Annotated in this window: 12 protein-coding genes; 8 read left to right on the top strand and 4 right to left on the bottom strand. The window is 66.5% G+C overall.

The window, feature by feature from the left end; genetic code table 11:
* Positions 1-8: 8 nt before the first annotated feature.
* Positions 9-1,487, bottom strand: a complete 1,479-nt coding sequence (locus PSELUDRAFT_RS20050) for a methyl-accepting chemotaxis protein (RefSeq protein WP_088968040.1) — start codon at positions 1,485-1,487, stop codon at positions 9-11.
* A 242-nt stretch (positions 1,488-1,729) separates the two neighbouring features.
* Here PSELUDRAFT_RS20050 and PSELUDRAFT_RS17450 point away from each other — a divergent pair, with 242 nt between their 5' ends.
* Positions 1,730-2,059, top strand: a complete 330-nt coding sequence (locus PSELUDRAFT_RS17450; RefSeq protein ID WP_088968039.1) for a hypothetical protein — start codon at positions 1,730-1,732, stop codon at positions 2,057-2,059.
* 206 nt (positions 2,060-2,265) lie between these two features.
* Here the strand turns inward: PSELUDRAFT_RS17450 and pta are convergent, their stop codons facing one another.
* Together pta and PSELUDRAFT_RS17440 are read right to left on the bottom strand one after the other, a co-directional pair.
* A complete protein-coding gene (gene pta / locus PSELUDRAFT_RS17445) occupies positions 2,266-4,356 on the bottom strand; it encodes a phosphate acetyltransferase (protein ID WP_088968038.1) in 2,091 nt (696 codons plus the stop codon).
* A gap of 3 nt (positions 4,357-4,359) precedes the next feature.
* On the bottom strand, positions 4,360-5,556 hold the full coding sequence (locus tag PSELUDRAFT_RS17440) for an acetate kinase (protein WP_088968037.1): 1,197 nt from the start codon (positions 5,554-5,556) through the stop codon (positions 4,360-4,362).
* A 477-nt stretch (positions 5,557-6,033) separates the two neighbouring features.
* On the opposite strand from PSELUDRAFT_RS17440, the gene PSELUDRAFT_RS17435 reads away from it, so the two are divergent.
* From PSELUDRAFT_RS17435 to PSELUDRAFT_RS17405, 7 genes are all read left to right on the top strand, one after another.
* Complete coding sequence (locus PSELUDRAFT_RS17435) at positions 6,034-7,143, top strand: aromatic ring-hydroxylating dioxygenase subunit alpha (protein ID WP_088968036.1); 1,110 nt, start codon at positions 6,034-6,036, stop codon at positions 7,141-7,143.
* Between the two features lie 138 nt (positions 7,144-7,281).
* Positions 7,282-7,797: a hypothetical protein gene (locus PSELUDRAFT_RS17430; protein WP_088968035.1), complete on the top strand. Its 516-nt coding sequence runs from the start codon at positions 7,282-7,284 to the stop codon at positions 7,795-7,797.
* 2 nt (positions 7,798-7,799) lie between these two features.
* A complete protein-coding gene (locus tag PSELUDRAFT_RS17425; protein ID WP_088968034.1) occupies positions 7,800-8,657 on the top strand; it encodes a DMT family transporter in 858 nt (285 codons plus the stop codon).
* Positions 8,654-9,484, top strand: a complete 831-nt coding sequence (locus PSELUDRAFT_RS17420) for a DMT family transporter (RefSeq protein WP_231895255.1) — start codon at positions 8,654-8,656, stop codon at positions 9,482-9,484. The genes PSELUDRAFT_RS17425 and PSELUDRAFT_RS17420 overlap by 4 nt, the downstream gene beginning before the upstream one ends.
* 70 nt (positions 9,485-9,554) lie before the next feature.
* Positions 9,555-9,911 carry an STAS/SEC14 domain-containing protein gene (locus PSELUDRAFT_RS17415; RefSeq protein WP_088968032.1) on the top strand — a complete coding sequence of 119 codons (357 nt, stop codon included), beginning with the start codon at positions 9,555-9,557 and terminating at the stop codon, positions 9,909-9,911.
* Between the two features lie 129 nt (positions 9,912-10,040).
* Entirely contained in the window at positions 10,041-12,347 is a 2,307-nt protein-coding gene (locus PSELUDRAFT_RS17410) for a Tex family protein (RefSeq protein WP_088968031.1), read from the top strand.
* Between the two features lie 132 nt (positions 12,348-12,479).
* Positions 12,480-13,013, top strand: a complete 534-nt coding sequence (locus tag PSELUDRAFT_RS17405; RefSeq protein ID WP_088968030.1) for a MarR family winged helix-turn-helix transcriptional regulator — start codon at positions 12,480-12,482, stop codon at positions 13,011-13,013.
* Positions 13,014-13,031: 18 nt separating this feature from the next.
* Here the strand turns inward: PSELUDRAFT_RS17405 and PSELUDRAFT_RS17400 are convergent, their stop codons facing one another.
* Complete coding sequence (locus PSELUDRAFT_RS17400) at positions 13,032-14,636, bottom strand: AMP-binding protein (protein ID WP_088968029.1); 1,605 nt, start codon at positions 14,634-14,636, stop codon at positions 13,032-13,034.
* Positions 14,637-14,640 lie beyond the last annotated feature (4 nt).

The raw sequence follows: 14,640 nt of genomic DNA, 5'->3' as shown, positions 1-14,640 counted from the left end.
CAACCTTCTCAGGCGGTGGCCAGGCGGAATTGCTGCACATTGTCGCCCAGCTCGGCCATCAGCTTGTCCAGCCGCTCGGTGGCGCTGGCAATGGTTTCCGTCTCGCCGGACAGCGTGCGGCTGGCATCGCCCACCGCGCCGATGTCGCCGGCAAACTGCGCAAAACCCTGGTTCTGGCATTCCTCTGCCTGCGACACCTCGCCCAGCAGCTGTGCCAGCGCGTGGGTGTCGCGGATGATGCCGGCCAGGCGCTGCTGCGCATCCAGCGCGTGCTGGCGGCCGGCGTGCACCTGATCATTGCCGTTGCGGATGGCGTCGATGGCCTGGTGGGTGCCGCTGACGATCAGGCCGATTTTCTGTTCGATATCCAGCGTGGCGTGCTGGGTGCGCTCGGCCAGCTTGCGCACCTCGTCGGCCACCACGGCAAAGCCGCGGCCCATTTCGCCGGCACGGGCGGCCTCGATGGCGGCGTTCAGCGCCAGCAGGTTGGTCTGGTCGGCAATGTCGCGGATCAGCTGCACGATGCCGTTCACCTCGGCGCTGCGCTGTTCCAGTTCTTCCATGCGCTGCACCGCGTGGGCGATCACTTCGCCGGCCTGGTTCAGCTGGCCCACCGCCTGGTCCATTGCCGCGCCGCCATCGTTGGCCGCAGAGCCGGCGTTGTGCGCCATGCTGGTGGCGCTGTGCGACTGCGCGGCGTTCTGGCTGGTGACCACCGCCATCTGCTGCGCGATCACCACCATGCCTTCGGCGCGGTGGCGCTGCGTGCTCATGGTGCGGGCGATCATCTGCGTGCTGCCGGCAATGTCGCGGCTTTCGCTGGAGGCGGCGCTGATGGAGCGGGTGACCTGTTCCATCATCTCCTTCATGGCGCGGGTGGCGTGTTCGGCGGCTTCGCGCGCCTGCTCCAGCCGGGCGAAGCTGCGCGACTTGGCGCGGTCGTAGGCCAGCGCCAGGCTCAGCACCACCAGGGTGAGGCCGATCAGCGACTTGGCCTGCAGGATGGGCAACTCCTCGTGGGCGATCGGCGTGGGCGGGATGTCGCCGGCGGCGGACAGCAGGAACATCACTGCGATCATGCTGAAAGTCAGCAGCGTCCACACAATGCCGGAAGTGCGGCCGCTGACGAAGATGGCGGCAAACGGCACCGAGGCGAACCACATGATGCTGGTGGACATGATGCCGCCGTTCACATACACCATCCAGCACACCATCAGGTACATCACCAGCACGATGAACTGCGCCACCACGCGCAGCGCACCGCTGAGCTTGAGCAGCAGTGCGCCCAGCAGCATGGCCATGCCGCCCACCACGATGCCGGTGCCCATGGCCGGGTGGTGCAGCTTGAAATAGGAGATGGCGAACAGCGGTGCGATGACCCCGGCCAGCAGGCCGACGCTGACCACGGTGCGCGCGCGGATCAGCCCGTCGGCATCCTGGCGGATGCTGTCCGGAATGAACCACTCGATGATGGCGTTGAGAGACATGTAGTTTCCTCGTGTTGTGCCGGCAATGCCTCTGGCGGGCTGCACTGGCTTTTCTTTTCGAACGAGTGTTTGACCCGTGCGCACAGGCTAAAACAATTGTTTGAATTCGGCAAGCAGCTGGTTCGTAACGGATTTTTTGCATGCAGACAATTGTTTGTATTGCGCAGTGCACCACGCACCAACTGGCATTGCCGCCACGCTGGCCTATGCTGGTGACACACGGTCAGCAAAGGAGAGGGATCATGGGGCAGATGCTGGACAAGCAGGTTGGCGAGCTGTTGACGAACCGCGAGCACGGCCTGGCCTGCTGCGATCTGAAGAGTTCATCGGTGCGCATGCAGAAGCTGCCGCTGGCGGCAGAGCAGGCCTTGCAGCTGCAGGCGCTGGCTCAGGTGCTGGATGCCAGCAGCGAATGCCTGGGCGGGCAATTGCTGGCGGCGGCCATCATCGATCTGTGGGGTTCGCTGCCGGAGCCGCTGCGCAGTGCGGCACAGGCGGCCAGCCGGGAAATCCAGCAGACCGGGCAGCCGGAAAAAGTGCCGGGCGTGGAGTTCAACCTCGGCGGTTCCTAGCTTGCTAGCCCGGATGCGCCGCAGGCGCATCCGGGGAAGTAGATGGCACCGTAACCCGGATAAGCGCAGCACATCCGGGGAGTGTGGCTGCCGAAAAGCAGCAAGGTTGGCCGCATGAGACAAGGCCCCCGCAGAGCGGGGGCCTTGTTGCGTGTGGAGGGGCTGCCCACGTTCCCGGCTGCGCCGTTGGCGTCCGGGCGCCGGTGTTACTCCGCCGGCAGCTGCTCGGCCTGAATGGCGGTGAGGGCGATGGTGTAGACGATGTCGTCCACCAGCGCGCCGCGCGACAGGTCGTTCACCGGCTTCTTCAGCCCCTGCAGCATCGGCCCCACCGACACCACGCCGGCGGAGCGCTGCACCGCCTTGTAGGTGGTGTTGCCGGTGTTCAGGTCCGGGAACACGAACACATTGGCGCGGCCGGCTACCGGGCTGTCCGGCGCCTTCTGCCGGCCCACCGATTCCACGCTGGCGGCGTCGTACTGCATCGGGCCGTCGATCAGCAGTTCGGGGCGCTTGGTGCGGGCGATGCGGGTGGCCTCGCGCACCTTTTCCACGTCGTCGCCACTGCCGGAGGCGCCGGTGGAGTAGGAGATCATCGCCACCCGCGGCGGAATGCCGAAGGCGGCGGCGGAGTCCGCGCTCTGGATGGCGATGTCGGCCAGCTCCTCCGCGCTCGGATCCGGGTTCACCGCACAGTCGCCGTAGACCAGCACCTGGTCCGGCATCAGCATGAAGAACACGCTGGAGACCAGCCTGGCGCCGGGCGCCGCCTTGATCAGCTGCAGGGCAGGGCGGATGGTGTTGGCGGTGGTGTGCACCGCGCCGGATACCAGGCCGTCCACCTCGTTCAGCGCCAGCATCATGGTGCCCAGCACCACGTTGTCTTCCAGCTGCTGTTCGGCCATCGGCGCGTTCAGGCCCTTGCTCTTGCGCAGCTCCACCATCGGTGCCACGTAGCGGCCGCGTACCTCGTTGGGGTCGACGATCTCCACCCCGGCCGGCAGCACGATGCCCTGCGCCTCGGCCACGTGGGTGATTTCCTCGCGGTCGCCGATCAGCACGCAGCGGGCAATGCCTTTCTCGTGGCAGATGGCGGCGGCCTGCACCGTGCGCGGCTCGTTGCCTTCCGGCAGCACGATGCGCTTGGCGGCGCGGCGCGCCTTTTCCATCAGCTGGTAGCGGAAGGCCGGCGGCGACAGGCGTTTCTCGTGGCTGTCGCCGATGCGCTGCTGCAGCACGGCGGTGTTCAGGTGCTCGGCAACGAAATCCACCACCCGTTCCATGCGTTCCAGGTCGTCGGATGGCACCTGGCGGTTCATCGCCGCGATCAGCGTGGTGGTGTCCAGGGTGTTGGTGTCGATGGACAGCACCGGCATGCCGCTGGTGAACGCCTTGTGGCACAGCTGCGCCACGCGCGGGTCCGGCTCCGCGCCGCAGGTCAGCAGCAGGCCGGCCAGCGGCACGCCGTTCATCGCCGCCATGGCGGTGGCCAGGATCACGTCTTCGCGGTCGCCGGGGGCAATCACCAGTGCGCCGGGCTTGAGCAGGTGCACGATGTGCGGCACCGAGCGCGCCATCACCGACATGCTTAGCACGCGGCGGCGGGTGATCTGGCCGGCGTGCAGCAGGCGCGCCTTCAGGTAGTTGGCCACGTCCAGCGTGCGCGGCGCCATCAGCTCCGGCTCCAGCGGAATGCCGCCCAGGCAGGGGATGCGCCGCGTCTGCAGCAGGTGGCTGCTGGCGGCGATCTCTGCGGCCAACGTTCTGGCATCCTGCCCGGCCGGCAGACGGTTGAGGATGTAACCGGCGATGCGGTTGCTGCCGCCATTGAAGGCCTGCATGGCGATTTCCAGCTTTTCCGCCAGCTCGTGGCTGGGCAGCGCACCGCCGGCACCCACCAGCAGCACCTCGCACTGCAGGGTGCGTGCGATCTTGCTGTTGATATAGGTGCTGAACACGTGTTGCTGGTCCTGCACCAGGCCCTCGACGATTACCACGTCCACGTTGGCCGCAGCCTGCTGGTACAGGCTTACCACTTCTTCCAGCAGCTGGTCGAGCTGGCCCTGGCTCAGCAGGTGTTCGGCGCGCTCCATGCTGATCGGCGTCGGCGCGTTGAGGTGACACAGCTCGCGGGCGAAGTGGCTGGAGCGTTCCGGCTCGGCGCCTTCGCCACCCTGGGCGATGGGCTTCACGAAGCCCACTTTCAGTCCGTCGCGCTCCAGTGCGCGCAGCAGGCCCAGCGATACCGAGGTGAGGCCGGCGTCAAAGCCGACCGGGGCGATCAGGAAGGTCTGCATGGCTTACGCTCCTTGCTGCCCGGTAAGGGCGGCGGTATCCAGCGCGATCATCAGCTCTTCATTGGTGTTTACCACCAGCGCGGCGGTGCCGTCGGCGCGGCTGATGCGGCCGGACTGGCCGCGACAGGCGGCATCGTTGGCCGCAGCGTCCAGCTGCAGGCCGAGCAAACCCAGCTGGCGGATCACCTTGCCGCGGATCAGCGGCGAGTTCTCGCCGATGCCGCCGGTGAATACCAGCGCATCCAGCCGGCCCAGCGCCACGGTCATGGCGGCGATCTGCTTGGCCAGGCGGTAGCAGAACACTTCCAGCGCGACGATGGCACCGGTATGGCCGTCGGCGGCGGCCTGCTCCAGCTCGCGGCAGTCGCTGGACAATTCGGACAGGCCCAGTAGGCCGGACTGCTGGTTGAGGATATTGGTGACGCCCTGGATGTCGGTGTCCAGCTCGGTGGCCAGGTAGCCGAACACACCGGGGTCGATGTCGCCGGAGCGGGTGCCCATCACCAGGCCTTCCAGCGGGGTCAGGCCCATGCTGGTGTCCACGCTGCGCCCGCCCAGCACCGCCGCCACCGAGGCGCCGTTGCCCAGGTGGGCGCTGACCAGCGCGGTGTCGGCCAGGGGTTTGCCCAGCATGCGCGCCGCCTCGGCGCTGACATAGCGGTGGCTGGTGCCGTGAAAGCCGTAGCGGCGCACGCCGTGCTCACGGTACAGCCGCATCGGCACCGCGTACAGGTAGGCGTGCTGCGGCATGCTCTGGTGGAAGGCGGTATCGAACACCGCCACCTGCGGCAGGCCGGGGAAGCACTGCATGGCGGTGCGGATGCCCAGCAGGTGCGCCGGGTTGTGCAGCGGCGCCAGCCGCGCACAGCGCTCGATGGCGGCGATCACGCCGGCGTCGATCAGGGTGGATTGCTTGAAGGTCTCGCCGCCGTGCACCACGCGGTGGCCAATGGCGCTGACACTGGCGGTCAGCTCGCGCTCGTTCAGGTAGGCGAGGATGGCGCGCATGGCGCCGGCGTGGTCGCCCTGCGCCAGCGACAGCTCCACCTTGCGGCCGTCCTGCTTGAAGCTGATGCCGGCATCGGCCAGGCCGAGCCGTTCCGCCAGGCCGCTCAGCGTGGTGGCCTGGGTGCGGGTATCAATCAGCGCGAATTTCAGCGACGAGCTGCCGCAGTTGATGACGAGGGTGTGGGTGATCATGTCGGATCCGTAGCGAAGACTTTCAGATAAAGAGTCTGTGCCGTTGTTGCGTGTTGTTGTTCTTGCCGCGCGCGGCGCCAGAGCAGGCAGGCTGCCTTGCGGGAACGCGCATTATCGCCGTTTGTGGTGCATTGCACCATAGGGGGAGTCCCTGCTGCCGTCAGGGTGCTGCAAAAGGCGGATTGTGACGGCGAAAAAACACAAGGTCATGAATGGAAACGGTTTTTTTGGGCTAAATTTAAAATGTCGGGGTGTAGGGGTATTTCCGGGGTCAATCCATTGACTTGGCACAAAAAACCGCGGCAAAAAACGCTTGCCCCAGGGGGGGATTTGGCCCAAAATCCCGGCCTCGATTCCGGGGGGAATAGCTTCCAAGCCCCGGTATCGACAGGTTTTTGTTTTTTATAGCTCTCCGTAAACTCGTTAAGAGCGAGATTCGGCTGGTCTTATATCTTCTACCACGGAGGTGTGGGAATAATGTCTGATCTGGCTTCGTCCCAGTTGCTCACGGCTTCTGCTGCGCAGTTGCCCATCTTTACCTACTTCGACCCGGCTTATTACCAGCTGGAACAGAAGATCCTGTTTGCCGATGCCCCGCAGTACTATGGCCACGAACTGATGGTGCCGAACGCCGGCGACTACCAGACGCTGGACTGGATGGGCCACGGCAAGATGCTCAAGAATGTCGATGGCGACATCAAGCTGATCTCCAATGTCTGCCGCCACCGCCAGGCCCTGATCTACCAGGGGCGCGGCAACGGCAACCACATCGTGTGCAATCTGCACGGCTGGACCTACGATGCGGGCGGCAAGCTGCAGGGCGCGCCGCACTTCCCGGAAACACCGTGCCTGAACCTGAACCAGACCGCGCTCACCCGCTGGAACGGCCTGCTGTTCGACGCCCGCCGCGATGTGGCCGCCGACCTGGCCAGGCTGGGCGTGGCCAGGCACATGAACTTTGAAGGCTACGGCTACCACAAGTCCTTCACCACCGAATACAACTTCAACTGGAAGACTTTCATTGAGGTGTATTCCGAGGACTACCATGTGGACCCGTTCCACCCGGGCCTTGGCAACTTCGTCAACTGCGGCGACCTGAAGTGGGAATGGGGCGACCAGTACCACGTGCAGACCGTGGGGGTGAAGAACAAGCTGGCGCGCTCCGGCAGCAAGGTGTACGGCAAGTGGCACGAGGAAGTGCTCAAGCGCTACGCCGACCAGCAGCCGGAATTCGGCGCCATCTGGCTCACCTACTACCCCAACATCATGGTGGAGTGGTACCCGCACGTACTGGTGGTAAGCGTGGTGGTGCCCAAGGGGCCGGAGCAGTGCACGGTGATCACCGAGTTCTACTACCCGGAAGACATCCTGTGGTTCGAGCCGGATTTCGTCGAGGCCGAGCAGGCAGCCTACTTCGAAACCGCGGTGGAGGACGACGAGATCTGCCAGCGCATGCACGATGGCCGCAAGGCGTTGTGGCTGCGCGGCGAGAGCGAGGTCGGCCCCTACCAGTCGCCCACCGAGGACGGCATGCAGCACTTCCACGAGTTCTACCGCCGCCTGATGGGCGAACATCTGGCTGGCTAAGACACTGTATTGTGCGGCACAATGACGACGGCGCGGATTTCCGCGCCGTATTTCTTGCTGCACGCCTTTCGCGTGGCGAAGGGCGTTTCGTCTGAAGCGCGGATCAGCGCGCCTTATCTTGTTGCCGACAGCCCACCCATGCGCCCCCACCGCCTGCTGTTCCTTAGTTTGCTGCTTGCCGCCGCCGCCCAGGCGGTGCCTTACCGAAACCCCGCACTGGGCGTCAGCTTCGAGCTGCCCGCCGGCTGGAAGGTACGCCCCGACAGCCAGGGCGGCATCCGCGTGCTGCCACCGCTGGCGGAAGACCGCGAGCGCAGCGGCGTGGCCGTGCGGCTGTGGCGCGAGCGCTTGCAGGGCCGGGAGCCGATGGCGCGGCTGGCCGATGGCTACCGCAAGCCGCAGGGCAACCGCGAGGCCGCCGGCAAGGCAGAACTGCAGCGCAAGACCGGGCGCCTGGTGCTGGAATACCGCGAGGGCGAGTACGTGCTGAACGGGCTGTGGATACTGCGCAGCCACCTGCGGGTGGTGCAGCAGGATGGCCGCAGCGCGCTGTATGCCGACTGTGCGGCCAACGCCTCCGAGTTCCACCGCTACCGCAAGGCCTTTGCCGCCTTGTGCCTGGGCGCCAGCGTGGCGCGCGGCAAGGGGGCGTAAGCATGCAGCAATGGTTTGCCCGGCTGGGTTCCGGCTGGATGGTGGTCGCCGCCGTTTTCTTTGCCCTGATGAGCTTCTTCGCCGCCCGGCTGGGCGGCCATTTCGATTCCTTCGAGGTGCTGTTCTACCGCACCCTGGTCGGCTTCCTGCTGTTGCTGCCCGGCATGCTGCGCAACCCCCGCCAGCTGCTTACCCCGCACCTGGGCGCGCATGCCAAGCGCAGCATGATGGGCTATCTGTCGATGGCCATGCTGTTCTATGCGCTGACGCACCTGCCGCTGGCTACCGCCGTCACCCTCAACTACACCTCCTCGCTGTCGTTCGCGGTGTGCTTCGTGCTGCTGCGCGGCGAGCGGCTGTCACCACCGGTACTGCTGGCGCTGCTGCTGGGCCTGGCCGGCATCAGCTTCATCCTGCGGCCAACCTTTGATGCCGGGCAGTGGCTGCCGGGGCTGATCGGCCTGGGTTCCGGCCTGTGCGCCGGGCTGGCGGTGTTCCATGTGCGCGAGCTGGGCGAGCTGGGCGAGGCGCCGTCGGTGATCGTGTTCTGGTTCTTCCTGCTGGCTTCGCTGTTCGGGCTGGCCATCGTGCTGCTGCGTGGCGGCTTCGCGCTGCCGGATCTGCCGTCGCTGCTGCAGCTGCTTGCCGTGGGCCTGTTCGGCCTGGGCGGGCAGCTGGCGATGACGCGCGCCTACAAGGAAGGGCGCAAGTACCTGGTGTCCAGCCTGTCCTACCTCACCGTGGTGTTTTCCGCGCTGCTGGGCGTGCTGTTCCAGGGGCAGACGCTGGCGGCTTCCGCGCTGATCGGCATGGCGCTGATCGTGGCCTGCGGCCTGCTGGCGATCCGGGGCGGCCGGTGAACGGCGCCTGGTGGATGCTGCTGGCCGCGGCAAACTTCGGCCTGATGGGGGTGTTCGTCAAGCTGGCCGCCGCCACGCTGGGCACGGTGGAGCTGGTGTTCTGGCGCACCGCCTTCGCCGTGCTGTTGCTGGGCGGCAGCGCGCTGCTGCGGCGGCAGTCGTTCGCCACGCCCCTGCTGGCGCGCCACCTGCAGCGTGGTGTGCTGGGCTATGTATCGCTGCTGTGCTACTTCTACGGCATCAGCCATCTGCCGCTATCCACCGCCGTCACCCTCAACTACACCTCGCCGCTGTTCCTGGCGCTGCTGTCGGTGATCCTGCTGCGCGAGCGGCTGTCGCCGCCGGCGGTGCTGGCCATGGCGCTGGGTTTTGCCGGCGTGGCGCTGCTGCTCAAGCCCACGCTGCAAGGGGTTGGCCTGCTGCCGGGGCTGGTGGGGCTGGGCTCGGGCTTTCTCGCCGGCTGGTCCTACCTGCACGTGCGCGAGCTGGGGCAGGCCGGCGAGGCGGAATGGCGCACGGTGTTCTACTTCGCGCTGATTTCCACCCTGGGCGGGCTCTTGCTGATGCTGTGGCAGCCCTGGCACCCGCTTACGGCGGCCAACCTGCCGTGGATTGCCGGGCTGGGCATCACCGCGATGATCGCGCAGCTGGCGATGACCCGCGCCTACAAGGTTGGCCGCAAGCTGCTGGTGGCCAATCTGTCTTATCTGACTGTCGTATTTTCTGCGCTGTTCGGCGTGCTGGTGTGGCAGCATGTACTGAGCCTGGGCGAACTGTTTGCCATGGGTTTGATTATTCTCAGCGGTATTCTGGCCAGTCGCCGCTAGAATTCAGAGTGAATTTAGCCGGCACCGCTCACAAGGGGGCAGGTTGCCAAGACCCAGAAAGGAGCCCGACATGATTTCCATCCGCGAACAGGAATATGGCCTGGATGTAGCACTGTTCAACGAGTTCACCCTCGGCGATTTCAAGCTGCTGGAACAGGCTCTGCTCAAGCGTGCCGGGGAGCACGGCAAGCCGGATGTGCTGCTGGACCTGTCCGGCATGAAGGATTTCACCCTCGACATGGCCATGGAGGAGGTGCGCTTCATGCGTGCGCACGAGAACGACTTCGGCCGCTTCGCCATTGTGCGCAACGATGTGTGGATCAACCTGGCATCTCATATTTCCAGCATGCTCACCCATAGCCATGCCGAATACTTCGAAACGGCTGAGGAGGCGCAGGCCTGGCTGCTGCGCCCGGTGGCGGTGTAATACGCTGCATGCTTGCAGACACAAGGCCCGGCGCATGCCGGGCCTTGTGTTTTACACGCCGCGCGGCTTGCTTTTCCAGCGCATGCCGTTACAGTAGCGGCTTCCGTTTTTCGAACAGAATCCCGCCGCATGTTGAAGAGCATCGCCAGCCGCCTGGCTACCGAACTGAATGTCCGCGAAGCGCAAGTCAGCGCCACCATTGCCCTGATCGACGAGGGCGCCACCATCCCCTTCATCGCCCGCTACCGCAAGGAAGCCACCGGCGGCCTGGACGACACCCAGCTGCGCATGCTCGGTGAGCGCCTGGTGTACCTGCGCGAGCTGGACGACCGCCGCGACAGCATCCTCAAGAGCATTGCCGAGCAGGACAAGCTGACACCGCAGCTGGAAGCGGCCATTTACGGCGCCGACAACAAGACCACGCTGGAAGACCTGTACCTGCCGTACAAGCCCAAGCGCCGTACCAAGGCGCAGATTGCGCGTGAAGCGGGGCTGGAGCCGCTGGCCGACAGCCTGCTGGCCGACCCGACGCAGCACCCGGAAACGTTGGCCGCAGGCTTCGTGGATGCCGACAAGGGCGTGGCCGATACCAAGGCGGCGCTGGATGGTGCCCGCGCCATCCTCATCGAGCGTTTTGCCGAGGATGCGGTGCTGCTGGGCCGCCTGCGCGACAAGCTGTGGGGTGAGGCCGAGCTGGCCGCCACGGTGGTGGCCGGCAAGGAGCAGGAAGGCGCCAAGTTTGCCGACTACTTTGCCCACCGCGAGCTGCTGAAGACCACGCCGTCGCACCGCGCGCTGGCGCTGCTGCGCGGCCGTAACGAGGGCGTGCTGAGCCTGGCGTTGAAGTACCAGCCGGACGATACCCCGCTGACGCAGCGCTCCGCCTACGAGGAGCTGGTGGCCGCACAGTTCGGCATCAAGGATGCCGGTCGTGCCGCCGACAAGTGGCTGCTGGACGGCGTGCGCCTGACCTGGCGTGCCAAGATATTCCTGTCGCTGGAACTGGAACTGATGTCGCGCATCAAGGAAGCTGCCGACGCCGAAGCCATCAAGGTGTTTGCGGCCAACCTCAAGGACCTGCTGCTGGCCGCGCCGGCCGGCCCGCGCGCCACCCTGGGCCTGGACCCGGGCCTGCGCACCGGCGTGAAGGTGGCGGTGGTGGACAACACCGGCAAGCTGCTGGATACCACCACCATCTTTCCGCATGAGCCGCGCCGCGACTGGGACCGCTCCATCGCCACCCTGGCGGCGCTGTGCACCCGCCACAAGGTGGAGCTGATCGCCATCGGCAACGGCACCGCCAGCCGCGAAACCGACAAGCTGGCGCAGGAGCTGATCCGCGCCTTCCCGCAGCTGCCGATGAACAAGATCGTGGTCAGCGAGGCGGGCGCCTCGGTGTACTCCGCCTCCGAACTGGCGGCGAAGGAATTCCCCGATCTGGACGTGAGCCTGCGCGGCGCGGTGTCCATCGCCCGCCGCCTGCAGGACCCGCTGGCCGAGCTGGTGAAGATCGACCCGAAATCCATCGGCGTCGGCCAGTACCAGCACGACGTGAACCAGAGCCAGCTGGCGCGCAGCCTGGACGCGGTGGTGGAAGACTGCGTGAACGCGGTGGGTGTGGACGTGAACATGGCCTCGGTGCCGCTGCTCACCCGCGTCTCCGGCCTCAACAGCACGCTTGCGGCCAACATCGTGGCCCACCGCGACGCCAACGGCGCCTTCAAGAGCCGCCGCGAGCTGCTGAAAGTCAGCCGCCTGGGCGACAAGACCTTCGAGCAGGCGGCCGGCTTCCTGCGCATCATGGGCGGAGCCAACCCGCTGGATGCCTCCTCGGTGCACCCGGAAGCCTACCCGGTGGTGGAAGGCATCGTCGGCAAGACCGGCCGCGCGGTGAAGGACATCATCGGTGACATCAGCTTCATCAAGAGCGTGCGCGCCACCGACTACACCGACGAGCGCTTCGGCCTGCCCACGGTGATCGACATCCTCAAGGAACTGGAAAAACCCGGCCGCGACCCGCGCCCGGCGTTCGAAACCGCCACCTTCCAGGACGGCGTGGAGGACATCAAGGACCTGCAGCCGGGCATGGTGCTGGAAGGCGTGGTGACCAACGTGGCCAACTTCGGCGCCTTCGTCGATATCGGCGTGCACCAGGACGGCCTGGTGCATATCTCGGCGCTGTCCACCAAGTACGTGGACGACCCGCGCACGGTGGTGAAGGCCGGCCAGGTGGTGAAGGTGAAGGTGCTGGAGGTGGACGTGCCGCGCAAGCGCATCGCGCTGACCATGCGCCTGGACGACGAGCCGGGTACCAGCAGCCGCAGCGGCGCCGGCCGCAGCGAGCCGCGCGGTGGTGGCAAGCCGCGGCAGCAGGCGCAGCAGGAGCAGGGCGGCGGCGCCATGGCGGCGGCGTTTGCCAAGCTGATGAAAAAATAAGGCGTCGCAGCAACGGAGAGGTTGGCCGCGGCCAGCCTCTTTTTGTTTTTGCGGCCAAGGTGCCGCCCTGTTACAAGTCGTGCCGCCGGCTTGAACAATGGATTAGAATTTGCGGCATTCCGAGCCAACGTCATGCCAGAACCCATGTCCTCCACGCCCTCCCCGGATTCGCCACCTGCCCGCGACCTGCCTGCCGGTTCGCACGAAGCGCTGCGCGCCTGGCTGAAGCTGCTGGCCTGTCACAATCTGGTGGAATCGCAGCTGCGCACCATGCTGCGGCTGCAGTTCGACACCACCTTGCCGCGCTTCGACCTGATGGCGCAGCTGCAGCGCTACCCGGAGGGTCTGCGCATGCGCGAGCTGTCGCAGCGCATGATGGTGACCGGCGGCAATGTCACCGGCCTGGTGGACCGGCTGGTGGAAGAGGGGCTGATCGCCCGTGTTGACGCCCCGGACGACCGCCGCGCCTACCTGGTGAGCCTGACGGCGAAAGGGCGCCAGGAGTTCGCCGCCATGGCGGCGGAACACGAGCGCTGGGTGATGTCGCTGTTCGGCGGACTGGAGCCCGCCGAGCTGGACAGCCTGTCCGCCCTGCTGGGCAAACTGAAAAGCCACCTGGCACAAGGTGGCGTGATGGCGCCGGAAGAGGGGGCTCCTCCGGCGTAAGCCAGCCCGGCTGGCGGCTCAGGGCAGCTGCTGCAGCTTGAAACGCTGCAGCTTGCCGGTTTCGGTGCGCGGCAGCGCCGCCACGAAACTCACCGCGCGCGGGTACTTGTACGGCGCCGCCTGCTGCTTCACGAAATCCTGCAACTCCTTCACCAGGCCATCGCTGGCGGCGTGGCCGGTGGCCAGCACCACGAAAGCCTTCAGGATCTGCCCGCGATCGGCATCCGGTATTCCTATCACCGCGCACTCGGCCACCGCCGGGTGCTCCAGCAGCACCGATTCCACCTCCGGCCCGGCCACGTTGTAGCCGGAAGTGACGATGATGTCGTCCACCCGCGCGTGGTAGTAGAAATAGCCGTCCGCATCCTGATGGAAGGTGTCACCGGTGATGTTCCAGCCCTGGCGCACATATTTCTGCTGCCGCTCGTCGGCCAGGTAGCGGCAGCCGGTCGGTCCCTTGATCGCCAGCTTGCCCTCGCTGCCCACCGGCACCGGGCGCATGTCGTCGTCCACCAGCATGGCTTCGAAGCCCGGCAGCGGCTTGCCGATGGCGCCCGGCCGGTACTGCTCGGGGCGCGAGGCGATGTAGATGTGGATCATCTCGGTACCGCCGATGCCATCGTGGATCTGGATGCCGGTGGCGGCATGCCAGTGTTCGCGGGTGGCGGTGGCCAGCGCCTCGCCGGCGGACAGGCATTTCTGCAGGCTGGACAGGTCGTAGCGTGCGGCCAACGGTGTCATCTGCCGGTAGGCGGTGGGCGAGGTGGCGCAGATGGTGGCGCGGTGGCGGGCAATGGCCTGCGCCAGCTCCTCGGCCGGCAGCCGCTCCAGCAGCACGGTGCTGGCTCGGCTGTACAGCGGGAAGCACAGCAGCGCGCCCAGGCCGAAGGTGAAGGCCAGCGGCGGGGTGCCGATGAACACATCGCCGGCCTGCGGCTGCAGGAAGTGGCGCGGCACCAGTTCGCACATCACCATCACGTCGCGGTGGAAGTGGATGCAGCCCTTGGGCACGCCGGTGGTGCCGGAGGTGAAGGCGATCAGTGCCGGGTCGCTGGCGGCGGTATCCACCGCGGTGAAGTCGTCCGGCTTGGCGGCCAGCAGGCGCTCGAAGCCGGCGCTGCCGTACAGCTGCACCTGCTGCAGCGCCGGGCAGTCCTGCTGCGCCAGCAGCAGCTCCTCGGCCAGCTGCGCGTCGCACAGCGCATGGCTGATCTGCGCCAGCTGCAGGATCTGCTTCAGCTCCTTGGCGCGCAGCAAGGGCATGGTGCCCACCGCTACGCCGCCGGCCTTCCACACCGCCAGCCACAGCGCGGCGAACATCGGCGAATTGGCGCCGCGCAGCAGCACGCGGTTGCCCGGCTGCAGGCCCATGTCCTCGCACAGCAGCCGCGCCAGCCGGTTGACCTGCGCCTGCAGCTGGGCGTAGGTCCAGCTGCCATCCTTGCCGATGATGGCGGTGCGCTCGCCATGGCCTTCGGCCACGGCATCGTCGAGCAGGCGCACCGCGGCATTGAGCCGCGGCGGAAACTGCAGCTCCGGCCGGGTGAAGCACAACTCCGGCCACAGCTCCGGCGGTGGCAGGTTGTCGATGACGAAGCGGTCGACATGGGCAGACTGGGTCATGGTG

The organism is Vogesella sp. LIG4 (assembly GCF_900090205.1).
In the GTDB taxonomy this organism is placed as follows: domain Bacteria; phylum Pseudomonadota; class Gammaproteobacteria; order Burkholderiales; family Chromobacteriaceae; genus Vogesella.
Note: the sequence above shows the minus strand (reverse complement) of the source record. Positions and strands in the feature narration are given on the sequence as shown.